General features: G+C 70.2%; 17 protein-coding genes and 1 pseudogene. 5 read left to right on the top strand and 13 right to left on the bottom strand.

The genetic code is table 11. From position 1 onward, the window contains the following. Positions 1 to 28 precede the first annotated feature (28 nt). On the top strand, positions 29 to 1585 hold the full coding sequence (locus ACIBTS_RS28775) for a M28 family peptidase (RefSeq protein ID WP_399323175.1): 1557 nt from the start codon (positions 29 to 31) through the stop codon (positions 1583 to 1585). Positions 1586 to 1685: 100 nt separating this feature from the next. On the opposite strand, the gene ACIBTS_RS28770 is transcribed toward ACIBTS_RS28775, so the two are convergent. Further along, a complete protein-coding gene (locus ACIBTS_RS28770; protein WP_399323173.1) occupies positions 1686 to 3845 on the bottom strand; it encodes a RecQ family ATP-dependent DNA helicase in 2160 nt (719 codons plus the stop codon). 337 nt (positions 3846 to 4182) lie between these two features. Here ACIBTS_RS28770 and ACIBTS_RS28765 point away from each other — a divergent pair, with 337 nt between their 5' ends. Then, positions 4183 to 4803, top strand: coding sequence for a hypothetical protein (locus tag ACIBTS_RS28765; protein ID WP_079659060.1), 621 nt, complete (start codon positions 4183 to 4185; stop codon positions 4801 to 4803). Positions 4804 to 5185: 382 nt separating this feature from the next. Here the strand turns inward: ACIBTS_RS28765 and ACIBTS_RS28760 are convergent, their stop codons facing one another. From ACIBTS_RS28760 to ACIBTS_RS28750, 3 genes are all read right to left on the bottom strand, one after another. Continuing rightward, positions 5186 to 5824: a hypothetical protein gene (locus ACIBTS_RS28760; protein ID WP_399323171.1), complete on the bottom strand. Its 639-nt coding sequence runs from the start codon at positions 5822 to 5824 to the stop codon at positions 5186 to 5188. Between the two features lie 68 nt (positions 5825 to 5892). Further along, a complete protein-coding gene (locus ACIBTS_RS28755) occupies positions 5893 to 6594 on the bottom strand; it encodes a ribonuclease HII (protein WP_079659062.1) in 702 nt (233 codons plus the stop codon). 93 nt (positions 6595 to 6687) lie between these two features. Continuing rightward, positions 6688 to 7311, bottom strand: coding sequence for a TetR/AcrR family transcriptional regulator (locus ACIBTS_RS28750; RefSeq protein ID WP_399323169.1), 624 nt, complete (start codon positions 7309 to 7311; stop codon positions 6688 to 6690). A 187-nt stretch (positions 7312 to 7498) separates the two neighbouring features. Between ACIBTS_RS28750 and ACIBTS_RS28745 the strand changes: the two genes are divergently transcribed. Further along, positions 7499 to 9046: an MFS transporter gene (locus tag ACIBTS_RS28745; protein WP_399323168.1), complete on the top strand. Its 1548-nt coding sequence runs from the start codon at positions 7499 to 7501 to the stop codon at positions 9044 to 9046. 305 nt (positions 9047 to 9351) lie between these two features. Here the strand turns inward: ACIBTS_RS28745 and ACIBTS_RS28740 are convergent, their stop codons facing one another. The 3 genes from ACIBTS_RS28740 to ACIBTS_RS28730 all read right to left on the bottom strand — a co-directional run bounded on the left by ACIBTS_RS28740 (position 9352) and on the right by ACIBTS_RS28730 (position 11645). Further along, complete coding sequence (locus tag ACIBTS_RS28740; RefSeq protein WP_399323167.1) at positions 9352 to 10263, bottom strand: ADP-ribosylglycohydrolase family protein; 912 nt, start codon at positions 10261 to 10263, stop codon at positions 9352 to 9354. Further along, on the bottom strand, positions 10260 to 10934 hold the full coding sequence (locus ACIBTS_RS28735; protein ID WP_399323165.1) for a histidine phosphatase family protein: 675 nt from the start codon (positions 10932 to 10934) through the stop codon (positions 10260 to 10262). The genes ACIBTS_RS28740 and ACIBTS_RS28735 overlap by 4 nt, the downstream gene beginning before the upstream one ends. A 105-nt stretch (positions 10935 to 11039) precedes the next feature. Next, the gene (locus tag ACIBTS_RS28730) at positions 11040 to 11645 is read right to left on the bottom strand and encodes a YdbC family protein (RefSeq protein ID WP_079659067.1); all 606 of its coding nucleotides are present in this window, start codon (positions 11643 to 11645) and stop codon (positions 11040 to 11042) included. Between the two features lie 154 nt (positions 11646 to 11799). Between ACIBTS_RS28730 and ACIBTS_RS28725 the strand changes: the two genes are divergently transcribed. Continuing rightward, complete coding sequence (locus ACIBTS_RS28725) at positions 11800 to 12330, top strand: TerD family protein (protein WP_319676697.1); 531 nt, start codon at positions 11800 to 11802, stop codon at positions 12328 to 12330. Between the two features lie 104 nt (positions 12331 to 12434). On the opposite strand, the gene ACIBTS_RS28720 is transcribed toward ACIBTS_RS28725, so the two are convergent. Together ACIBTS_RS28720 and nrdR are read right to left on the bottom strand one after the other, a co-directional pair. Beyond that, positions 12435 to 15335: a vitamin B12-dependent ribonucleotide reductase gene (locus tag ACIBTS_RS28720; protein ID WP_399323164.1), complete on the bottom strand. Its 2901-nt coding sequence runs from the start codon at positions 15333 to 15335 to the stop codon at positions 12435 to 12437. 169 nt (positions 15336 to 15504) lie between these two features. Next, positions 15505 to 16074, bottom strand: a complete 570-nt coding sequence (gene nrdR, locus ACIBTS_RS28715) for a transcriptional regulator NrdR (protein WP_319676698.1) — start codon at positions 16072 to 16074, stop codon at positions 15505 to 15507. Between the two features lie 582 nt (positions 16075 to 16656). Here nrdR and lexA point away from each other — a divergent pair. Further along, complete coding sequence (lexA, locus tag ACIBTS_RS28710) at positions 16657 to 17436, top strand: transcriptional repressor LexA (RefSeq protein WP_079659071.1); 780 nt, start codon at positions 16657 to 16659, stop codon at positions 17434 to 17436. Positions 17437 to 17628: 192 nt separating this feature from the next. Here lexA and ACIBTS_RS28705 read toward each other — a convergent pair whose 3' ends face one another. The 4 genes and pseudogenes from ACIBTS_RS28705 to ACIBTS_RS28690 form a co-directional block, all read right to left on the bottom strand. Then, a complete protein-coding gene (locus tag ACIBTS_RS28705; protein WP_399323162.1) occupies positions 17629 to 19605 on the bottom strand; it encodes an ATP-dependent DNA helicase in 1977 nt (658 codons plus the stop codon). A 190-nt stretch (positions 19606 to 19795) separates the two neighbouring features. Continuing rightward, positions 19796 to 20350 (bottom strand): annotated as a pseudogene (locus tag ACIBTS_RS28700) (GNAT family N-acetyltransferase); the annotation flags it as partial. Between the two features lie 72 nt (positions 20351 to 20422). After that, positions 20423 to 22435 (bottom strand): IucA/IucC family protein, encoded by a 2013-nt coding sequence (locus ACIBTS_RS28695; RefSeq protein ID WP_399323161.1) that lies wholly within the window; start codon positions 22433 to 22435, stop codon positions 20423 to 20425. 35 nt (positions 22436 to 22470) lie between these two features. Next, positions 22471 to 24075, bottom strand: coding sequence for a diaminobutyrate--2-oxoglutarate transaminase family protein (locus ACIBTS_RS28690; protein WP_399323263.1), 1605 nt, complete (start codon positions 24073 to 24075; stop codon positions 22471 to 22473). Positions 24076 to 24336 lie beyond the last annotated feature (261 nt).

Genomic DNA, 24336 nt, shown 5'->3' with positions numbered 1-24336 from the left:
ACCTTGTGCCCACGGGGAAGGACCTTCTGTGAACGCATCCCGTCGAAGAGCCGCGGCCACCCTGGCCGCAACCGCACTCTCGATCCCGCTGCTGCTCGCCTCCACCTCGCCGGCCGCCGCCCACAAGGACGACCCGGGCAAGGCGGCCGCCAGGCTCTCGAAGACTCTCGTTCGTGAAGCCTCCGCCAAAGACGCCTACAAGCACCTTCAGAAGTTCCAGCAGTTAGCCGACTCGGCGGGCGGCGATCGCGTCGCCGGCACACCGGGACACGACGCGTCGGCCGCCTACGTCTACAAGCTGCTACGAAAGGCCGGCTACCACGTCTCATACCAGAAGTTCGAGTTCGTCTACACGCAGACGCAGGCCGAGAAGATCTCGGTCCTCTCGCCCACACCCGGCGACGTTCAGATCAAGGCGCTGACGTACACCAAGTCGACGCCGGTGGGCGGCATCGCGGCCGACCTGGCCGCTGTCCCGGTCGACGCCGACGGCACCACCGGCTGTGACCCCGGCGACTACGCCGCCGGCGTGTACACCGGCAAGATCGCCCTGATCAGGCGGGGCGGCTGCTCATTCGCGGCCAAGCAGGAACAGGCCGCCGCGGCGGGCGCGATCGGCGCCGTCATCTACAACAACATCGACGCGGGGTACGGCCCGCTGTCGGGCACCCTCAGTGACCCGGCCGCCGCCAGGATCCCCACCGGCGGGATCAGCAAGGCCGACGGCGAGAGGCTCGCCGCGGCCGCCGCCGAGGGCCCTGTGACCATCTCCTTCGAGATCCGCCAGTTCCAGGAGCGGCGCACCACCGACAACGTCATCGCCGAGACGCGCGGCGGCGACGCCACCGACACCGTGATGCTCGGCGCTCAGCTGGACACGGTGCCGGCGAGTCCGGGCATCAACGACGACGGCTCGGGCTCCGCCGGGCTGCTCGACGTCGCGCTGAAGCTGGCCGAGAAGGAGAAGCACCCACGCAACAAGGTGCGCTTCGCCTGGTGGTCGGCCACGGAGAGCGGCCTGGTCGGGTCCGACTACTACGTCGCGCACCTCACGCCGCTCGCAAAGCAGCAGCTCAAGCTCTACCTCCACTTCGAAATGATCGCCTCACCGAACTACGGCCTGTTCGTGTTGGACGGCGACGGCTCGGACGGCGCCAACACGCAGGACGTACCGCAGGGTTCGGCTCCGCTCGAGCGCGACATCACCGAGTTCCTCGGCCGTCGGGGGCTGCCGCACGCGGGCACGCCGTTCGTCAGCCGCTTCGACTACCGCGCCTTCGTCGACGCGGGCATCCCCTCCGGTGGCACGTTCAGCGGCGCGGAGGCCATCAAGTCCCCTGCCGAGGCGGCCAAGTTCGGAGGGACGGCGGGGGTCGCGTTCGACGTGAACTATCAAACGGCCGGCGACACCATCAAGAACGTCAACATGACGGCGTTCGGCATCAACATCGACGTCATCGCCAACGCCGTGGGCACGTACGCGCACGACCTCGGCTCCCTGAGGAACCCGGCCCCCACGGTGCGGACGGGCAGCGGTCACGGCGGCGCGAAGGCGTCGGTGGCAGGTCCAACAGCCACGATGTGACCGAGTAGCCCGGCTCAGGCCCCCGGTGCCGGCGTCCCGGTCGACGGACCCTGCACCGGGGGTCGCGCCCGCGCTCCCCCTCCCCGCACGCGAGGGACGCTCACCCTGCCGCGGCGAGGACCAGCGGGAGGACCTCCTCGCAACCTGCCTGGCGGAGCAGGCGGGCAGCGACTGCGAGGGTCCACCCGGACTCGGTGCAGTCGTCCACGAGCAGAACGGGGCCGGGCGAGTTGGCCAGAGCTTCGGCCAGTTCCTCGGAGACCGTGAAGGCCCCGGACAGCGCCCTGAGGCGTTGGGCGGAGTTGCTGCGGCGCGCGACGTGGGCGCCGCTCGGCCCGGTGTACGTCAGCGTGCCCAGGAAGGGGAGGTGGCCGACGGCCGCGATTCCCTCGGCAAGCGAACCGACCAGCCGTGGGCGGGAAACGGATGGCACAGCGACGACTCCCACCGGTCGGGTGGAGGCGTCCGGGGCATGGGACGCCCATCCGCCCGGGGAGCGCGCCCAGTCGGCGAGGACCGCCACCGCGGCCCGCAGGACGTCGTCGGGGACCGGCTCGTCGGGCGCGTTCTCCGCAAGCATCGGGCGCAGTCGGTTGCCCCAGCCGATGTCCGAGAGACGCCCCAGGGCACGCCCGGTGGAACACTGCTCCTTGGCCGGGATACGGCCCTTGAGGTCGATGCCCAGTGCGGGCATCCCCGTCGGCCACATGCGGCGCGGCTCGATCTCCACGCCGGGGCGGTCCAGTTCCTTCGCCGCGCCGGTCAGCGTCTCCGCCGAAACAGAGGAATCGACCCAGGCCCCGGCGCAGTTGTCGCAACGTCCGCACGGAGCCGCGCCCTCGTCGTCCAGTTGACGGCGCAGGAACTCCATCCGGCACTGGGATGTGCTCGCGTACTCACGCATGGCCTGCTGCTCGGCCGCTCGCTGCTTGGCGACCCAGGTGTAGCGCTCGGCCTCGTACACCCACTCCGCTCCCGTGGCCGTCCAGCCGCCCTTCACCCGCTTCACCGCGCCGTCGACGTCCAGCACCTTCAGCATCGACTCCAGCCGGCTGCGCCGAAGATCCACCGCCGCCTCCAGCGCCGGCACGGACAGCGGCCGTCCCGCACCGGCGAGAGCGGAGAGGGTCTGTCGGACCTGCGCCTCGGGCGGGAAAGCGGTATCGGCGAAGTAGCGCCAGATGGCCTCGTCCTCCTTGCCCGGCAGCAGCAGCACATCGGCGTGGGCCACCCCGCGGCCCGCACGGCCCACCTGCTGGTAGTAGGCGATGGGCGAGGACGGCGAGCCGAGATGGACGACGAAGCCCAGGTCCGGCTTGTCGTAGCCCATGCCCAGCGCCGAGGTCGCGACCAGCGCCTTTACCCGGTTCTCCCGCAGGTCCTCCTCGGCCTGCAGCCGGTCGGCGTTCTCCGTCTTCCCCGTGTAGGAGGCCACTCGAAAGCCGCGCTGCCGCAGAAAGGCGGTGGCCTCCTCGGCCGCGGCCACCGTCAGCGTGTAGATGATCCCGGAGCCCGGCAGCTCGTCCAGGTGCTCGGCGAGCCAGGCCAGGCGGTGCGCGGCGTCCGGCAGCCGGACCACGCCCAGCCGCAGGCTCTCCCGCTCCAGCGGGCCGCGGAGCACCAGGGCCTCACCGGCGCCGGTGCCCAACTGCTCGGCCACATCGGCGGTGACCCGCGCGTTGGCGGTCGCGGTGGTGGCCAGTACCGGCACACCGGCGGGGAGCTCGGTGAGCATCGCCCGCAGCCGACGGTAGTCGGGGCGGAAATCGTGGCCCCAGTCGGAAATGCAGTGCGCCTCGTCCACCACCAGCAGTCCGGTCGTGGCCGCGAGCCTGGGCAGCACCTGATCGCGAAAATCCACGGCGTTGAGGCGTTCCGGACTGACGAGGAGAACATCGGTCTCGCCGCGCTGGACCTCCTCGTAGACGGTCTCCCACTCCTCCGGGTTGGCCGAGTTGATCGTGTGCGCCCGGATGCCGGCGCGGGCCGCCGACTCGACCTGGTTGCGCATCAGCGCCAGCAACGGCGAGATGATCACCGTGGGGCCGGAGCCACGCCGACGCAGCAGAGCGGTGGCGACGAAGTACACCGCCGACTTGCCCCAGCCGGTGCGCTGCACCACCAGTGCCCGCCGACGCTCCCGCACCAGCGCCGCCACCGCATGCCACTGGTCCTCCCGAAGCCGCGCCGACCCTCCAGGGGCGCCGACGAGCTCGGCGAGGATGGCATCGGCTTCGGCGCGCAGCTCCAGATCGTCCATGCCCCCATGCAACAGGACGGCACGGACAATCGGCCAATTCGATCAACCCGACGACAGGCTCACGAACGGTCGTCGAACCCCTGCCTCAGAGTGACGGGCAGGACGTGAACTGTGGACGCACGCGTCGTCCCAGGAATCATGGGGTAGGGATATAAGACACTCACCGCCATATAACGGTCGGTGGCCCCAATTGCTCGTTGCCGCATCCAAGTTCGACAGGAAGAATTGAGGTCCGCTCCCCGCACGGCTCGTCCGTAGTCCGGTAGGGCTCTGTTGCGGTGCGCGCTCCCCCGAATCCGACCCGCCCGCTGTGTGGGCCGTAGCCGAAGGGAGGATCGTGACCTTCGGATTCGCTCCGTCCTCGGCGGCATCGTTGTCGACGTCCACGTCCGCCACCTCCGCCAGCCGACTGCTCGAGCCTGCCGAATGGGCCGCGGCCGGCATACCGCTGCTGCGCAACCCTCGGGAAGTGGTCAGCGGGCTGCACTCGCGGCACCGGCCACGGCCGGCCACCGCGATCGTGGCCGTGCTCGACCCCGACGAGCGGGTGCGGGCCAGCGCCTCGTTCACCCGGCGCCAGGCCTCGAGCGACGGCTGGATGTTCCGCAACGCCCTGCTCGCCCAGTTGCGTCGGGTCATCCCGCACGACCTGCGGCTGCGCACGCCGGTGCGCACCGCCGTGCTGCTCTACTGCCGTGAGGGCGACGCCCGTTGGACGGAGGAGGACGGGGCCTGGATGTGGGGCCTGCGTGACGCGTGCACGCTGCACGGGTTGCGTTGCGGGGCCTACATCACCCTGACCCGGGACGGCTGGCAGGTCCTCGGTGAGGGGCGCGGAGGCCGTCGGCCGCACGCGGATTCGACTCCGGAGCCGTTCGCCCTGTCCGAGGCCCCGCCCCTGCTGCCCCGGACCGGTGGCGCCGCCTCGGACGTACTGCGGCGCGCGGCCGCCCGCTGAGGCGTCCGGCCCCGCGAACGCCGGCCCTGAACGCCCTAGCGCCGCGCAGAAGCGCGGAACCCCGGCCCCGACGACGCGGGAAGCGGCCGGAGTACCGCCGCGCGGGGCCCGACGCACGTCGGCCCAACGAAGCTCGAGCCGAGGCGCGTCGACCCGATGTACAGCGTCACGCGGTGTACCGAACAGCCCTCACCGATACGTACGTCATGGCTGCCGACAGGGGCCGTGACACGGTCCCTGTACCCGCCGCCGAGGGCGCTTCTCCCGGGGCGGCGGGCCTTGTCGGACGGAGCCTGTGGCGCCGCCCCGGGGCACACCGCAGAGGCGTCGCAACAGCGACGCCTCTGTCGGCTCCGGAGCCTCCCGGCCTACCGGAACCCGCTCAGACGCCCGCGCCCAGCACCGCGTTGATCTGCTGCGGGTCGCCGCAGACGATCAGCAGCGCGGCGGCCCGAGTGAGGGCCAGCGGCAGAGCGGTGGCGGCCACGGTGTCGGCACCGCCGTTGACGGCGACCACTACGACGGGACGCACGCCCGCTCGGGCCGCCACGGCGGCATCGGCGTAGAAGACGTCGTCTCCCGCGTCGTGCTGCGCCCAGTAGGGCGCCTCGCCGAAGGACAGCTCGTGGGCGGCCCAGGGGTGCTGTTCGCCGGTGGTGATCACCAGCACGTCCCCCGGCGCACGGCCCGATTCCAGGAGAAGGTCCACGGCCTCCTCGGCGGCGTCCAGCGCGCCCTCGGCCGAGGCCGGGATCAACTGGACCTGAGCGGTCGCCGAAGCGGGCGCGGCGGCGGCACGAGCGGCCGGGGCCGAGGGCCCGGGCTGGGCGGCCACGTCACGCGGTGCGCGTTGCACCGGCGGCGTGGGCCGGAGGGGTCCGGGACGACCGGGACGCGACGGAGCCGCGGGACGGGGTCCGGGTACAGGTCGAGGGGTCGGCGCGGTGCGGCCGCTGGCCGGAGTGGCGCGGGGACCCTGGGCACTCTCGTGAATCTGAGGCTCCTCGGGAATGAGAGGCATGAGCTGTTATTTATCAAACGTTGGTGCGGCACGCGCCAGCGGGTGGCACATCGGTGCGGCCGGAATCGTCAGAAGTCGAAGCCGAGCTGACCTTCGATCTCCGCAGTGCTTCCGTTCGCCCAGCTGCGGGCCTTCTTGAGGTGCCGCCACTGGGGCAGCGCATCAAGATACGCCCACGACAACCGGTGGTACGGGGTGGGGCCCCGCTCCTCCAGTGCGGCCTTGTGCACGGGCGACGGATACCCGGCATTGTCCGCAAAACCGAAGTCTGCATGGTCGATACCCAGTTCGGCCATCATTTTGTCGCGCCGGACCTTGGCGATCACCGAGGCCGCCGCGACCGCCACGCACGAACGGTCGCCCTTGATCACCGTGCGGACCTGCCACGGCGCTCCGAGATAGTCGTGCTTCCCGTCGAGGATCACCGCGTCCGGGCGGATCGGGAGGGCCTCCAGCGCCCGCCCGGCGGCGAGCCGCAGCGCGGCGGTCATCCCGAGGTCGTCGATCTCCTCCGGCGAGGCGTGCCCGAGGGCGTACGACGTCACCCACTTCAGCAGTTCCTCGGCAAGCTCGGTGCGCCGCTTGACGGTGAGCAGCTTGGAGTCGGTGAGGCCCATGGGGGGTCGGCGGAGTCCGGTGACCGCCGCACAGACGGTGACAGGTCCGGCCCACGCACCGCGGCCCACCTCGTCGACACCGGCGATGACCTTCGCTCCGGTCGTGGCGCGCAGGGAGCGCTCGACAGTGTGGGTAGGCGGTTCGTACGGCATGGCGCCCTTAGATTACGCCGACGGGATCCCCTCGCGACACCCCGGTCGGCGCCGACCCCTCATGGGCCGATGACCCGGGCATCGCCAAGTCACTCAAAGGGCGTCCGGTCGGAGCAGCGGCAGCATGAATCCGTCGATCATCTCCTCGAGATCGCGATCATTCCATTCGCATGCGCACATCTTCGATCGATACATCATCATGGCTGGAATGGCATCGAAGACGAAGCCGTTCGCCGCGTCGGGCCGCACCTCACCCCTCTCGATTCCCCGGCTGATGACCTCGTGAAGGAGCTTGACGGTCGGCTCCACCACTCCCTCGAAGATGACGGCATGGAAGCGCTCCGTCTGGACTGGATCGCATTCGTGAATAACCGAACGCAGTGCGGAACCGGGCCGGGAGAACATCGCGTCACGCGCCTCGCGGCACAGCGCCACCAGGTCCTCACGCACGCTCCCCAGATCGGGCGCGGCATCCAGCCGGGGCAGCCCGGCCCGCAAGGCGTCCGCTACCAGATCCTCCTTGGACGGCCAGCGGCGATAGACGGCGGCCTTGCCGGTCTGGGCACCGGCCGCGACGCCTTCCATCGTGAGCGCGTTCCAGCCGACGGTGCCCAACTGCTCCAGTGCGGCATCGAGGATCGCACGTTCGAGCACGGCGCCGCGCCGACGGGGGGAGGTCGCCTGAGCAGGGGCGGCCGTCCAGCGCGAAGTAACCATCTGAGTGTCTCCAGCGAGCAGAGGGAGCGGGGATTACGGGGCAGAGCGGGGCAGTGCGCGGCCGCGACGGGGGACACGCCGAAAGGCGACGCCGCGAGTGAACGCTTGCGTTCACTATGAGGAACTCACTACGGTTGACGGGCCAGTGAACGCCAGCGTTCACTAACGCTCTTGTGGGGGACCCATCGTGACAACCTCTCAGTTGATCCAAGACCAGAAACCGGGCGCGGCCCGCAGGGAGGGCCATCCCGGCATCGCGCTCACCGTCATCGCGGCCTGCCAACTCATGGTGGTACTCGACGCGACGATTGTGAACATCGCGCTCCCGCACATTCAAGAGGCGCTCAAGTTCAGCACCACCGACCTCACCTGGGTGGTCAGCGCCTACACGCTCACCTTCGGCGGTCTGCTGCTGCTCGGCGCCCGAGCCGGCGACATCCTCGGCCGACGCCGGGTGTTCATGGCCGGCATCCTGCTCTTCACCTTCGCCTCGCTGCTGGGCGGACTGGCCCAGGAACCCTGGCAGTTGCTGGCCGCGCGCGCCCTGCAGGGGGTGGGAGGCGCCATCGCGTCGCCCACCTCGCTGGCGCTCATCACCACCACGTTCCCCGAGGGTCCGGAGCGGAACCGGGCCTTCGGCGTCTTCGCAGCCGTCTCCGCGGGCGGCGGCGCCATCGGCCTGCTCGCGGGCGGCATGCTCACCGAGTGGCTCGACTGGCGCTGGGTGCTGTTCGTCAACGTGCCCATCGGAGTGCTCATCGCGGCCCTCGCGCCGCTGTACATCAGCGAGTCCGAACGGCACCCCGGGCGCTTCGACATCGCCGGCGCGCTGACCTCGACGACCGGCATGGCCTCCCTGGTCTACGCCTTCATCCGGGCCGCGGAGGAAGGCTGGCGCGACAGCCTCACGCTCGGCGCCTTCGGTGCCGCGCTGGTCCTGCTCGTCGCCTTCGCGTTCACGGAGATGCGGGCCAAGGAACCGATCACCCCGCTGAAGATGTTCGCCGACCGCAACCGCTCCGGTACGTACGTGATCATGCTGAGCCTCGCTGCGGCCATGTTCGGCATGTTCTTCTACATCGTCCTGTTCGTGCAGAACGTACTGGGCTACAGCCCGATCAAGGCCGGTCTCGCCTTCCTCCCCGTCACGGTCGCCATCGCGACGGGCGCGGGTCTGTCGCAGCGGTTCCTGCCGGTCCTGGGCCCCAAGCCGTTCATGGTCACCGGGGCGTCGCTGGTGGTCGTCGGCCTCACCTGGCAGGCCTTCATCAGCCCGGACAGCACGTACGTCGGCGGGGTGCTCGGACCGATGGTGATCTTCGGCTTCGGCATGGGCCTGAACTTCGTGACGGTGACGGTCACCGCGGTCGCGGGTGTCGCCCAGCACGAAGCGGGCGCGGCATCCGGCCTGCTCAACGCCACGCAGCAGGTGGGCGGATCGCTCGGGCTGTCCATCCTGACGACCGTCTTCGGCACGGCCAGCAAGGACGAGGCGGAGAAGCAAGTGCCGAAGTTCCTCGCCGACGGATCCGCGGAGCAGAAGGCCGAGTTCGCCAAGACGCACCAACTGCCCGCCCCCTGGGGGCACGACGTACTCGCCCAAGGCATCTCCACCGCGTTCGTCCCGGCCGCCGCGATGGCCGCGCTCGCCCTTGTGACGGCCTGGTTCGTGATCCGCGTGCGCAAGAGCGACCTGGAAGCGCTGTCTGGTACAGCGGGCCCCACGGTCGGCTGACGGGCGGGCGCCACGGGCCGACCTCGGAGTGAATCCGCCTGCCACGACACAGGCGCGTCCACCGCTCCCCGGTCGGCCCGGTCGGCCTACCCGGCACCTCTGCAGCACCAGCATGATCACGAACAAGACGAACAACATGCCCATGCCCTACACCCCCTATGTCGCTCCCACCGTCACCCGCCCTCCGCACGCACACTTCGCACAGCGGATGTCGGAAGAACGCACGAGCGGTCACTCAGAGTTCCCGCCAAACACCGAGAGTCACAGAGGAAATACACCACACTCCGCGTCCCGCGTCCCACGCGTCACACGGACGCCGGCACCCACCCCGGCAGCGCTTCCACCTGCTGCGCCCAGGCCGCCGGAGGCGTCCCCGTCCTGCCGGAGGCCAGCACGCCGCCCACGATGGCGCAGGTCGTATCCACATCCCCACCGACCTGCGCAGTCGTCCAGAACGCGGCCTCGTAGTCACCAAGGGCCCGGGCGGCCGACCAGATGGCGAAGGGGACGGTGTCATGGGCCGACGTGCGCCTCCCGCAGCCCAGCACCGCCGCGACGGTGGACGCGTCGGCGTAGTCGAGCATGTCCCTGGCGCGCCTGAGGCCCGCGCCGACGGCGCTCTTCGGGACGAGGGCGATCACACCGTCCAACAGCGCCTCGGCGCCGGGCGGACCTCCGGGGGCACCGGCCAGCGAGGCGGCAGCGGCGACGGCCATGGCCCCGACCACGGCCTCCCGGTGCTGATGGGTGGGGTAGGCGGAGATCTCCGCCTGATGAGTCGCCTGCTCGGGATCGTCCGCGTACCAGGCGCCCAAGGGGGCGATCCGCATCGCGGCGCCGTTGCCCCAGGATCCCTGCCCGTTGAACAGGGCCGCGGACAGTTCGCGCCAGTCGGCGCCCTCCCTGACCAGTCTCAGCAGCCGGTTGACAGCCGGACCGTACCCGCGGTCGAAGTCATGGTGCTCTGCGAAGGCGTGGGCCAGAGCGTCCTGATCGATGCGGTGGTGGGCGGCCAGGACGGCCACGACGGAGCAGGCCATCTCGGTGTCGTCGGTCCACTGCCACGGGCCGGGAGGCAGCTCACGGCGCTGCAGCAGGGGGTAGTTCACCGGCACGAAGAACTGTGAGCCCAGCGCGTCGCCCACGGCGAGGCCGCGCAGGCTGGCCAGGGCGCGCCCCAGGCGCCCGTCGGAATCGGAAGAGGAGTCAGCGGTCATCGCTCTGCCACTCTATCCGTGATGCCGTACGGTTCCGGGTCTCTCCAGCGGTTGAAGGGCCGGTCGAGCGTGTACCTGCCGTCGTCCCCGAGAACGAGCATCCGCATCTCGGCGTTCCCCGGATTGGCGAGGGACTCGAACTCGGCGACCGTCCAGTGGAACCAGCGCATGCAGAACAGCCGCATCGCCAGGCCATGGGTCACCAGGAGCACGTTCGGCGGGTGGTCGGGGGCCTCGAAGCTGCGGAACAGGCTCTCCAGGAAGCCGCCGACCCGGTCGTAGACGTCGGCTCCGCTCTCGCCCTGGGCGAAGCGGTAGAAGAAGTGCCCGTAGGCGTCCCGGTACGTCTTCTGCAGCCGTACATCGTCGCGGTCCTGCCAGTTTCCCCAGTCCTGCTCGCGCAGCCGCGGCTCCTCGCGTACCCGTATGAGCTCGGGATCGAGGTGGAAGGCACGGAGCGTCTCGTGCGTGCGCCGGTACGGGGAGACGTACACGCTGACCCGCTCGCGGCCGAACACCTCCCGCAGGTTCTTTCCCGTCTCCTCCGCCTGCCGCCGGCCCTGCTCGGTCAGGGCCAGTGCATGGTCGGGTTCACGCTCGTAGACGGTGTCATCAACATTGCCCGTTGACTCCCCGTGCCGGACAAGGACGATGCGCCGTGGTCGTGCCATGCCAAAACCCTAGATCGGATCACGGTCGATCGAGCACTCGTACGGCCTCCATACAGCGCAGGTCACACAGATCCCGCACCAGAAGGCACAAAACACCGCACGATTTCAAACCGTCCAGGTCGACTCGAGCTCCACGATGTCACCGGTGAGGGAGGAGATGTCCGCCTCCGTCTGGGCGCGCAGCGCGAGCCGCTCCACTCGCTCGGTGCGGTACTTTCCGTGTTCGGCCTCCGAGCGCCACATCGACAGCACCAGGAACTCGTGCCCGGGCGCCTCGGCGAACAGCCCTCGGATCATGCCGGGCGAGCCGGCCATGGCGGGGTTCCACACCTTCTCCTGCATCAGGGTGAAGTGCTCGGCGCGTTCCTCGTGGACCCGGCACAGGGCCACCCGCAGCAGGTCGGAGTCGGTGAATCGGGGCTCGAAGCCGGTCTTCACGTCGAAGCGGTAGTCGAACAGCCGCACCTGGGCGTCCTTGAAGGTGCCCGACTGCGTCGCCGCCAGCCGGTCGTGGGAGCGCGCCATGAAGGAGTCGTAGAAGGCGCGGCTCTCCCAGAAGGCGAAGACATGCGCGACCGAGGGCCGCCCCCTGCTCCAGCCCCCGCCCTGTCCCCGAAACCCCGGCTCCCCCAGAAGCCCCGCCCACTTTCGCTGTCCCCGTTCGAAACCGCGGCGGTCCACCACGGTGCAGCGAATCCACTTGACCAGCACCGCGCCATGGTAAGGCCAGCGGGCGTGGCGTCGGTCACGCTTGGGGTAGGTACAGCGCTGCGACGGCGCACGCGCGCGTGGCAGGATGGACAACCGGCCCTGATGGTCCGGCAGTTCGGGGCGACGGCAGACGGGGAAACGGGGAGGGGAGTCCGTGAGCGGCCTCAACAAGGGAATCCGCAAGATCGAGATGGCGCTGAAGTGGGACCCGAGTCCGGCGGGGCAGCCCCCCACGGACCTGGACATCGTGGCCGCGACGTACCTGGCGAGCGATTCCAGTGGCGCCCCTGCCTATGTCGTGCACTTCGACAGCCGTTCGCCCGACGGAACGATCTACCTCAACCGGGACAGCAAGGACGGCAAGGGCTTCGGCTGGGACGAGGTCATGACGCTGGAACTCGACCGGCTGGACGCGCGGTACGCGCGCGTGGTCGTCGGCGTCGTCATCCAGCAGAACCCGGAGCACCGCACCTTCGTCAGCGTGCTCAACCCCGCCTTCCGGATTCGAGAGGGCTACAACGTCCTGGACGAGGACGACTTCGCCGGTGTTCTCGGGGCGACCGCGGCGACGGTCGGGGAGTTCGTGCGGGAGACCGACGGGTGGTCGTTCCACGCCGGCGTCCAGGGCTTCGAGGACGACCCGGCGACGTTCACGAGGATCATGGGCCAGGTACGCCAGTCCTGACGGCAGCGTCCGCAGAAGCACGCCGGGAGACGCCGAGGGCGGTGGAGCCGACAACCGGTTCCACCGCCCTCGCCCACTGGGTCACCCCCAGCAGGTGTCCGGCATCAGCTGCAGCCGCTGGTCGAACCGCAGCCCTCGCAGATGTAGCAGGAACCGGCCCGCTGCATCTTCGTGCCGCAGGAGAAGCACAGCGGGGCGTCGGCCTGGATGCCCAGCTGCATCTCCACCAGTTCGGCGCTGGTGTGGGCCTGCTTCGGGGCGGGCTTGGCCGCCTCGACCTCGGCCTTCGGGGTGGCGACGGCCTTCAGGTCCGTCGGGCGCGGGGCGGACTGGGCGAGGCCCTCCACGTCCACGTCCTCCTCCTCGAGGGTCGGCTCGTACGAACCGGTCTCCAGGTGACGCTGACGCTCCTCGGCGGAGTGGATGCCGAGCGCGGAACGCGTCTCGAAAGGCAGGAAGTCGAGCGCCAGGCGGCGGAAGATGTAGTCGACGATCGACTGCGCCATCCGCACGTCCGGGTCGTCGGTCATGCCGGCCGGCTCGAAGCGCATGTTGGTGAACTTCGAGACGTACGTCTCCAGCGGCACGCCGTACTGGAGGCCGACGGAGACCGCGATGGAGAAGGCGTCCATCATCCCGGCGAGGGTCGAGCCCTGCTTGGACATCTTCAGGAAGACCTCGCCGAGACCGTCGTCCGGGTAGGAATTGGCGGTCATGTAGCCCTCGGCGCCGCCGACCGTGAACGAGGTCGTGATGCCGGGACGGCCCTTGGGCAGGCGCTTGCGGACCGGGCGGTACTCGATGACCTTCTCGACCGCGGCGCGGATCGTGTCCTCGGCCTTCTCGGTGATCTCGGTCTTCTCCTTCTCCTTGGTCTTCGCGGAGAGGGGCTGGCCGACCTTGCAGTTGTCGCGGTAGATCGCGAGCGCCTTGACGCCGAGCTTCCAGGCCTCGAAGTAGATCTCCTCGACCTCCTCGACGGTCGCCGTCTCCGGCATGTTGACCGTCTTGGAGATGGCGCCGGAGATCCAGGGCTGGATCGCGGCCATCATGCGGACGTGGCCCATCGGGGAGATGGCGCGCTCGCCCATGGCGCAGTCGAACACCTCGTAGTGCTCGGGCTTGAGGCCGGGGGCGTCGATCACGTTGCCGTTGTCGGCGATGTGTGCGACGACCGCCTCGATCTGCTCCTCCTGGTAGCCCAGGCGGCGCAGGGCCTGCGGGACGGTGCCGTTGACGATCTGCATCGAGCCGCCGCCGACCAGCTTCTTGAACTTGACCAGGGCGAGGTCGGGCTCGACGCCGGTGGTGTCGCAGGACATCGCCAGACCGATGGTGCCGGTCGGGGCGAGCACGGACGCCTGGGAGTTACGGAAACCGTTCTTCTCGCCGAGGCGCAGCACGTCCTGCCAAGCCTCCGTGGCGGCGGCCCAGACCGGGGTGTCCAGGTCGTCCATGCGCACGGCCGTGCCGTTGGCGTCGGAGTGCTGCTTCATGACGCGGTTGTGGGCGTCGGCGTTGCGGGCGTAGCCGTCGTACGGGCCGACGACCGCGGCGAGCTCGGCGGAGCGGCGGTAGGCCGTGCCGGTCATCAGGGAGGTGATGGCGCCGGCCAGGGCGCGGCCGCCGTCGGAGTCGTAGGCGTGGCCGGTGGCCATCAGCAGGGCGCCGAGGTTGGCGTAGCCGATGCCGAGCTGGCGGAACGCGCGCGTGTTCTCGCCGATCTTCTGGGTCGGGAAATCCGCGAAGCAGATGGAGATGTCCATCGCGGTGATGACGAGCTCGACGACCTTCTGGAAACGGTCGGCCTCGAAGGACTGGTTGCCCTTGCTGTCGTCCTTGAGGAACTTCATCAGGTTCAGCGAGGCGAGGTTGCAGGACGTGTTGTCCAGGTGCATGTACTCGCTGCACGGGTTCGACGCGGTGATCCGGCCGGACTCGGGGCAGGTGTGCCAGTTGTTGATCACACCGTCGTACTGGATGCCCGGGTCGGCACAGGCCCACGCGGCCTCGGCGAGCTTGCGGAACAGCGCCTTGGCGTCGACCTTCTCGATGATCTCGCCGGTCATCCGGGCGCGCAGGCCGAACTCGGTGCCGTTCTCGACGGCCGTCATGAACTCGTCGTTCACCCGGACGCTGTTGTTGGCGTTCTGGTACTGGACGGACGTGATGTCGTCACCGCCCAGGTCCATGTCGAAGCCCGCGTCGCGCAGAGCGCGGATCTTCTCCTCTTCCTTCACCTTGGTGGCGATGAAGTCCTCGACGTCCGGGTGGTCCACGTCGAGCACGACCATCTTGGCGGCCCGACGGGTGGCGCCACCGGACTTGATGGTGCCGGCGGAGGCATCGGCGCCACGCATGAACGAGACCGGGCCGGAGGCGTTGCCGCCGGAGGAGAGGAGCTCCTTGGAGGAGCGGATGCGGGACAGGTTCAGACCGGCGCCCGAGCCGCCCTTGAAGATCATGCCCTCTTCCTTGTACCAGTCGAGGATCGACTCCATGGAGTCGTCGACGGCCAGGATGAAGCAGGCGGAGACCTGCTGGGGCTGCGGGGTGCCGACGTTGAACCAGACGGGGCTGTTGAAGCTGAAGATCTGGTGCAGGAGGGCGTACGCCAGCTCGTGCTCGAAGATCTCGGCGTCGGCGGGCGAGGCGAAGTACTTGTGGTCCTCCCCGGCCTGCCGATACGTCTTCACGATGCGGTCGATCAGCTGCTTGAGGCCGGTCTCGCGCTGCGGGGTGCCTACGGCACCGCGGAAGTACTTGCTGGTGACGATGTTGACCGCGTTCACCGACCAGAAGTCGGGGAACTCGACGCCACGCTGCTCGAAATTGACCGAGCCGTCGCGCCAGTTGGTCATGACGACGTCACGGCGCTCCCAGGCCACCTCGTCGTACGGGTGCACGCCGGGGGTGGTGTGGATGCGCTCGATACGCAGGCCCTTGGTGGTCTTGGCGCCCTTGGCGCGGGAACCTCGTGCCGGACCGCTCGCCGTCTCTGTCATGCCGCCTCCCTGGTACGGGCATAAACGCCCTGAAATGCCACGTTGTTCCCGTGACACGGTGTTCTGTCTTGTGCTGTGGGCACCCACGCGCTACCGCCCACAACAGGTCTTGGTCCGCCGCCCCGCCCGGCCGTGCCCGGATCCTGTGGTCCGGGTTCGGCCCGTCGGGTCAGTCGGCGGCGTGGGCGGGCTCGGGGACCTGTACGGTCCCTCCGCGTCCGCCGTCGTCTTCCCGGCTCCCCGCGGCAGCCTCTGTGTCGCCCTCGCGGTCGTCGTCGTCCGCGGTGGGGCGTGCCGTCTGGTCCCTGAGTTCCGTGATCGCGGCCTCGAAGTCCTCGAGCGAGTCGAACGCCCGGTAGACGGAGGCGAATCGCAGATAGGCGACGAGGTCGAGCTCCTGCAACGGGCCGAGTATGGCCAGCCCCACGTCGTGGGTGGTCAACTCGGCGCTTCCGGTGGCCCGCACCGCCTCCTCGACCCGCTGGCCGAGTTGAGCCAGCGCGTCCTCGGTGACCGGCCGCCCCTGGCACGCCTTGCGCACGCCGTTGATGACCTTGGTGCGGCTGAACGGCTCCGTCACTCCGGACCGCTTCACCACCATGAGCGAGCACGTCTCCACGGTCGTGAACCGACGGGAGCAGTCAGGGCACTGGCGGCGCCTGCGGATCGACGTGCCGTCGTCCGTCGTACGGCTGTCGACGACACGGCTGTCGGGGTGCCTGCAGAAGGGGCAGTGCATGAACTCCAACCCTCCTCACAGCAGACTCAATGGCCTCGCCAGGCCTCATGGGCCCCTCGAAGCAGCCCCCAGCATAGGCGATCCATGAGCATCCGAAGACACCGGGGACCACAACTTCTGGGCTATCGATGCAATCCAACCACTAGATGTGGGGCTTGGCTCATACATCCAGGCTGTATCGCGTGTCGCTCCCGTCGAGCTCACCCCACGCGATCCCGCCGTCACGCCGAGCACGCGTAAATCCACCCCTGCACGCGCGCGTACGGCCGTATCGCCCCGGCAGTTACGGCGATACCGTGGGCACCGCAAGGAGGAGAGGTGCGACTCTCGCGCAGAGCGGGGCCGGTTCCCGGCCGGCGGAAGACCGGGTGGCAGACTGGGCCCCACCTCACAAGGTCATCGACCTCGGCGGTGAAGAGTACAACGACGAGCCTTTTCGTCTGCCAGGGACCGCGTCAGCCATACACCCAGACACATGATCAAGTCAGGCCATCCAGGCTTTTTCACTCGAACGTGTGTTTGGCGCAACCTTTCGAAAGCAACTACCGTTGTGCAGCAGGGAGACAACCGAGAGGGGCCGACGTGACCACCACCGCAGACAGTGCCACCATCACTGCCCAGGACCGCTCCCAGGGCCGACTCGAGCCGGTGCATGCGATGAACGAAGCCATGAATCCCGAGGCGCACAAGCGCTCGCTGCCGGGGCGACCTCCAGGCATCCGCGCTGACAGCTCGGGGCTCACGGACCGCCAGCGCCGAGTGATCGAGGTCATCAGGGACTCCGTGCAGCGGCGCGGCTACCCGCCGTCGATGCGGGAGATCGGTCAGGCGGTCGGCCTGTCCAGCACCTCCTCGGTCGCGCACCAGTTGATGGCACTGGAGCGGAAGGGCTTCCTGCGCCGCGACCCGCACCGCCCGCGCGCGTACGAGGTGCGCGGCTCCGACCAGGCCGCCTCCGTGCAACCCACGGACACCGCCGGCAAGCCCGCCGCTTCGTACGTCCCGCTGGTCGGCCGGATCGCAGCGGGTGGCCCGATCCTCGCCGAGGAGTCGGTCGAGGACGTCTTCCCGCTCCCCAGGCAACTGGTCGGTGACGGCGAACTTTTCGTACTGAAGGTCGTCGGCGACTCCATGATCGAGGCCGCGATCTGCGACGGCGACTGGGTCACCGTCCGCCGCCAGCCCGTCGCCGAGAACGGCGACATCGTGGCCGCGATGCTCGACGGCGAGGCCACCGTCAAGCGCTTCAAGCGCGAGGACGGCCATGTGTGGCTGCTCCCGCACAACGCGGCGTACGAACCGATTCCTGGTGACGACGCGACCATCCTCGGCAAGGTGGTGGCCGTACTCCGCCGCGTCTGAGTGCGACGGTGGACGGGCCTGCCCCGTCCACCCCCTGTGACTGGGCCCCGGGATCCCTGCGCCGGTTCCGGGGCCCTGTGTTGCGGTTGGGGACCTGTGAGGAGGCGGGTGCCGTCCCTTTGACCGGGAGGACACCCGCCTTCGCCGCGTCTACACCCTCACTGCTGCCTTGCCGTCACTGCGGCCCTGCCTTCACTGCGCCTCCGTCTGCTTGGCCGTCGCATCGATCGCCGCGAGCGACCTGCGGACCTGGTTGCGGTCCGTGGTGTACCAGAAGTCCGGCAGGGACGCCTTCAGGTAGCTCCCGTAACGGGCCGTCGCCAGTCGCTGGTCCAGTACGGCGACCACGCCTCGGTCCCCCGACGCCCGTACGAGGCGGCCCGCGCCCTGTGCCATGAGAAGCGCCGCGTGCGTGGCGGCGACGGCCATGAAGCCGTTGCCGCCGGCGTCCTCCACCGCCTTCTGACGGGCGCTCATCAGGGGGTCGTCCGGGCGCGGGAACGGGATCTTGTCCATCACCACCAGCTGGCAGCTGGGGCCGGGGACGTCGACGCCCTGCCACAGCGACAGCGTGCCGAACAGGCAGGTCTTCGGATCCGCCGAGAAGTTCTTGATCAGCTCACCGAGGGTCTCCTCGCCCTGGAGGAGGATCGGGAACTCGGGGATGCGCGTGCGCAGTTCCTCGGCGGCGAGCTGCGCGGCCCGCATGGAGGAGAAGAGCCCGAGAGTGCGCCCGCCGGCCGACTGGATCAGTTCGGTCAGCTCGTCCAGCATGTCGGCGCGGTCGCCGTCCCGCGCGGGACGCGAAAGGTGTTTGGCCACGTAGAGGATGCCCTGCTTGCGGTAGTCGAAGGGCGAGCCGACGTCGATGCCCTTCCACTGCGGGACGTCCTCGCCCTGTGTGCCCTCCGGGGCCAGCCCCATCGAGGCGCCCACACCGTTGAAGTCCCCGCCCAGCTTCAGGGTCGCCGAGGCCAAAGTCACGGAGCGGTCCGTGAAGAGCTTCTCCCGCAGCAGGCCCGACACGGACATGGGGGCGACGCGCAGGGAGGCGCCGAAGCGGTCGTGCCGCTCGTACCAAACCACGTCCCACTCGGAGCCGTTCGTGATCCGTTCCGCCACGTCGTGCACCGTCTCCACCGAGGCCAGTGCCTGCTTGCGGACCGCGTCCTCGTCCTGGACGGACTTGTCGCGGGTCGCGCCGATGGCCGAGATCACCGTCCGCGCGGCGTCGCGCAGCGCCATCAGGGCGTAGGCGAGGTCCTCGGGAATCTCCTCCAGGCGGCCGGGCAGCGCCAGCTCCATGAGCCGCTCGAAGCCCTCGGCCGCGGTCTGCAGCTGGTCCGCCGCCTTCTCGTTGACCAGCTTCGCCGCCCGGCGCACGGCACGATTGACCTGGCCGGGCGTGAGCTCGCCGGTGGCGACGCCGGTGACCCGCGAGACCAGTTCGTGCGCCTCGTCGACGATCAGCACCTCGTGCTGCGGGAGGACGGGAGCACCCTCGATGGCGTCGATGGCGAGCAGCGCGTGGTTGGTGACGACGACCTCGGCCAGCTTGGCGCGCTCACGGGCCATCTCGGCGAAGCACTCGGCCCCGTAGGCGCACTTGGTGGCGCCCAGACACTCCCGGGAGGACACCGACACCTGGGCCCAGGCCCGGTCCGACACGCCGGGCGTGAGGTCGTCGCGGTCACCGGACTCGGTCTCGTCCGCCCAGTCGCGCAGCCGTAGCAGGTCCTGGCCGAGTTTGCTGGTGGGGGCGGCCGCCTCGAACTGGTCGAAGAGGCCCTCCTCCTCGTCCTGCGGGACGCCTTCGTGCAGTCGGTGCAGACACAGGTAGTTCGACCTGCCCTTGAGCATCGCGAACTCCGGGCGCCGGCGCAGCAGCGGATGCAGCGCGTCGACCGTACGGGGCAGGTCCCGCTCCACGAGCTGGCGCTGCAGGGCCAGCGTGGCGGTCGCCACCACCACGCGCTCCCCGTGCGCGAGAGCGGGCACGAGGTAGCCGAGCGACTTACCGGTGCCGGTGCCGGCCTGGACCAGCAGGTGGGAGCCTTCGTCGATCGCCTCGGCGACGGCTTCGGCCATGGTCACCTGGCCGGGGCGCTCCGTGCCGCCGACGGCGGTGACGGCGGCATGCAGGAGTTCGGGGAGAGAGGGCTTCGTCATAGCGCGACCACCCTACGGCGCGGCACTGACAAACGTGTCGTCGAGGCGGACGGGAGAGCAGGGATCAAGTCGGTGGGTTCCTCGCTAGAGGTGAAAGCGGAGGTGAAAGCGGGGGTGAAAGAGCTGGACGTGCGCGGGAACCGGAGAGGCGCGAGCGACGTTCCTGCAGTGAGGGAACGATTACGGAGTGTCACGAAAGCTCGGGAGGTTCTCGGTCCCGGACCATGAGGGCGGCCCGTTTGGTGGGCAGGTCGACCTCGGCGAAGTATCGGAAGCCCGCGCTCAGGAAGGTGGCGATGGACGGAATGTTGCGAAGGTCGGGTTCGGCGACGACGCGGGCACACGCGGGTCTCCTGTCGAGGACGAGGTCGGCGACGGCTCTGAGCAGAAGGCTGCCGAGCCCTCGCCCGCGGTCGGCGACGCCGCCGATGAGGAGGTGGATCCCGGTGTCGTGCGGCCGGGCCGGGTAGTGCCGCGCCAGCGGGTCGAGGTCGGCCCGGTAGATCTCCCAGTAGCTCATCGGCCGACCCTCCAGCACACCGAGGCACGGGACACTGCGCCCGGCGTCGGCGAGCTGGCGGCGCAGGTGTCGCCGGGTCACGGGCTCGGGTCCGGCCAGTTCCCAGAACGCCGCGACAGCGGGGTCGTTCATCCACCGGCCGACGAGGGAGAGGTCCCGCTCGATCCGGACGGGGACGAGTCGGAACGCCCCCACGGGGGTGGCGGTGGGCCCCCAGTCGCCGATGCCGAGGGCAGGGGCCGGGCGGGGGTCGGCGTCGGTCTGGACGGGAGGCACGGCGGGCTCCTCTCGGACGGCTCAGGTACGCAGGGGGTTGGCGATGGTGACGTAGACGGACTGGGTGTCCACCGGGCCGACGAGTTCGTCGAGGCCGTGCAGGCGGGTCAGCAGGTTGGCCTTGCAGCGCAGGGAGGGCGAGTCGAGGAGCCGGGCCGGCAGCGAACTGTGCAGCGGTTCGGGGCCGGAGGCGGCTTCGGCGAGGAATCTCCGGAAGGCGGCGAGCAGCAGTTGCTCGTCGGCGAGGCGCTGGGAGCCGAACGCGCCGATGAGTCCGAACACGTTGTTGATTCCGAGGTAGTAGGCGAACCGCTCGTCGGTGACCTCGTCGGAGACGAAGGTGTCGCTGCGCTCGCCGATGCCGGGCAACAGGGCGTCGAGGTCCGCGCGGCCGGACTCCCGGAAGTAGTAGCCCTGGTTGTCCCGGTAGCGGCCGCCCATGGGCCAGCCGTCGGGGTCCAGGAGGAGAAGCGTGTTCTGCTGGTGCGCCTCCAGGGCGATACCCGCCTCGCCGTCGAGCCAGAGGACGGGACGGACGACCTGCTCCAGGTAGCGCAGGAACCACTCGGCGGCGACCGCTCCCAGCGGTCGACCGGTCCGTACGGCGAGTTGGGTGACGATCGAGGCCAGCCGGGAGCGGTGGGCGTGAGCCCGCTCGGGGGAAGCCGGACGGGCCTCGGGCGTCGAAGCGTCCCATTCCGCGGTGCCGCGGGCATACGGCCGAGGTGCGACGAGTCCGGCGACGCAGGACACGTCGTCCGCCGGGGCGAACGGGTTGTGGCGGATCATCACATCGAGGCCCGTCAGCGGAAGGCCGTCCGTGCCGTCAACCGCGAGCCAGGCCGGGTCCCGGACGATGTCGAAGCCGGGGTGGGCCGCCAGCCACCGCTTGGACAGGCCGGCGCGCAGGAGGCGGTGCACCTCGACCCCGCGGTGGAGTTCCTTACGGAGGTTCTCGCGACGGGAGTTGGTGATGCGCAGGCCCAGCGACAGTTTGAGCATCGCGGGGGCGTCGGACCGGTGGACGGTGCGTACGGAGGAGGTCGGATGCCACGGAAGGCCGTGCGCGCCGAGGTCCCGGAGCAGTCCGGCGGCGAACAGAGCCTCGACCTCGGGACGGTCGCGGACCTCGCGCAGTTGCCAGGGGTGCACCGGCAGCACGGCGAAGCCCTCGGGCAGCGACGGCAGTCCGGCCCCCGCGAGTCGGGCCGTCAGCCGGGCGGCGAGGACGGGACGGCCGGCTTCGGTCCAGGCGGAGTCGGTGGCGAGCGCGGTCGGAGCGACAGCGAGCCAGTGAAGGGGGAAGGAGCCTCGCGACTCGGGCGAGTATCGGTGCGCATCGCCGTCCGAGAGGCCTTCGCGGCTCTTCGGAGTCGGGTGCAGCGGATGCCCGAGCACCAGCGCCTGTTCCCCGGTCAGGAACAGGTGGGGGCCGTCGGCGGGGCGGTGCCGGCGCTCGCCGATGAAGACCGCGGTGCGGCGCACGGAGTCGGCCACACGCGCGACGAGGTCGTCGCCTGCACCGCTGGTGGTGGAGGGAGCGGGTGCCGGGAGATCGCCTTCGTGGACCTGGTGGGCCGTCGCGGCTTCGGCGGTTGCGGCGGGCGGGCCGCCCCCGGTGGGTGTCTCGCGGGCCAGGAGGGCCGCGAGAGTCACGGCGTCCGCGGGCGGGGACTGCTCGGGTGCGGCGGCCAGGCGCGGGAGGCCGAAGCGATGCCAGCCCGTCGGGGACCAGTAGTGGACGGCGGCGACCAGGGTGACGCCGCTGGCGGGCAGCGGCACACGGAGGGTGCCGTCTTCGGGTGCGGTCAGGCCCGCCTCGCGTACCCAGCAGCGCACCAGATTCTCCACGGCCGCGGCCTGGGCCGCCGTACGGGGATCGGGGTGTTCCAGGAGATCGGCCGGAAGATCGGCCGGAAGATCGGCGGCGGAGTGGCGCGGCGGTTCGGCGCGGGGGGTCTCCTCCTGCGGCCGGGGGACCGGGACCGAAGGTGTGGAGGAGTCGGAGTCGACGGGCTGCGGGGAGGTGGTCAAGGTCGTTCCTCGTGAAGTGGTGGGGCCGGCCGCGGTCAGGCACTGTGCGCGGATTCGGCTGGGTCGCCCTGGCGGGGGACCTGGCCGGGATGCCGCCGGGGCCGGTTTTGCCGGTGCGCCTGAGCGTGGTCGCCGGGACCCGTATCGCGGATCTGGCCATGGGCCTGACCGCGGGAGACCGCCGCCATCGCGTCCGCCAGCCGGTCGAGTACCGCCGCGGCCTGCTCATCGGTGATGGTCAAGGGGGGAAGCAGCCGTACGACACTGGCGTGCCGCCCACCCAGTTCGACGATCAGGCCGCGCCGCAGGCACTCTCGCCGCACTGCGAGGGCCAGCGCGGGAGCGGCAGGACAGGCGGCCTGCGCAGAGATCGAGCGCGATGGCGTGCTGGGCATGGCAGCACCCGCACCGGCACCCGCACCCACCCCGGCACCGTCGACTTCGGCGTACGCGTCGAGTCCGTCATCGGCGCCAGCGGCGACCAGCGGTGAGCCGATCCCTCCGGGCCCGCTTTCCGCCTCGGGGTCCACCATCTCGACCCCGATCATCAGCCCCCGGCCGCGCACGTCGCCCATACCGGGGAACTCCCGGGCCAGGCTCCGGAGCCCGTCGAGCATGCGGGCGCCCAGGGTGGCCGCGCGTTCGGCGAGGCCGTTCTCGCGGACGTAGGCGAGGGTGGCCGTGCCGGCGGCCATGGCGAGTTGGTTGCCGCGAAACGTGCCCGCGTGGGCGCCAGGTTCCCAGACGTCGAGGTCGTCGCGGTAGACGATGACGGCGAGCGGCAGGCTGCCGCCGATGGCTTTGGACAGGACCATCACGTCAGGGGTGACCCCGCTGTGCTCCACCGCCCAGAAGGCGCCGGTCCGCCCGACGCCCGTCTGGACCTCGTCGGCGATCAACGGGATCGAGCGGTCGGCCGTGATATGTCGCATACGGCGCATCCAGGCGTCCGGCGCGGGAATCACGCCACCCTCGCCCTGGACGGGTTCGAGGATCATCCCGGCGGGCAGCCGTACGCCCGACTTGGGATCGTCGAGGACGGACTCGGTCCAGCGGGCGGCGAGTTCGGCGCCGCGTTCGCCGCCGACGCCGAACGGACAGCGATAGTCCTGCGGATAGGGCAGCCGGGCCACCCGTACGTCGAAGGCGCCCCCGGACGCTTCGAGGGAGCCGGCGGTCATCCCGTGGTAGGCGCCGGTGAAGGCGAGGACGCCGGTGCGGCCGGTGGCGGCGCGGACCAGTTTGAGCGCGGCCTCCACGGCGTCCGTGCCGGCCGGTCCGCAGAACTGCACGCGCGCGTGGTCGGCGAGACCGGCCGGCAGAGTGCGGAACAGCTCGGTGATGAAAGCGTCCTTGACGGGCGTGGCGAGGTCGAGGACGTGCAGGGGCGCGCCCGAGTCGAGGACCTTGCGGATGGCCTCCAGCACGACGGGGTGGTTGTGGCCGAGCGCGAGGGTGCCGGCGCCCGAGAGGCAGTCGAGGTAGCGGCGGCCGTCCGCGCCTTCGATGGTCAGCCCGCGTGCCCGCACCGGAACGATGGGCAGAGCCCGCGCATACGTGCGCGCCGCCGACTCGCGTGCCGACTGGCGCCGCAGGATGCCCTCGTACGCCGGTCGTGCGCCGGACGGCGCGGCGACAATGGCCGTCCCGGCGGGGGACGCTCCGGTGGAACGTCCCGAGGGGACCTCCTCGGGCACTGGCTCGGTCACGGCCACGGCTCCCTGTCCTCGCGCAGTTCAGAGGGCCGGGCGCGGACAGCGGACCCCCCACCGCTACCAACCCCGGACGGCCCTCCTGGTTACGGGGTGCCTCAAGATCCTTGCTGTGACCGAACAGTTGCCGCTCCGTCGGATGTCCCCCACAGCGACCGCATATCGTGTGGTGGCATCGCACCTGGCCGT

The organism is Streptomyces sp. NPDC050121 (assembly GCF_044460385.1).
GTDB classification, from domain to species: domain Bacteria; phylum Actinomycetota; class Actinomycetes; order Streptomycetales; family Streptomycetaceae; genus Streptomyces; species Streptomyces soliscabiei.
This window is presented reverse-complemented; position numbering and strand designations above follow the sequence as displayed.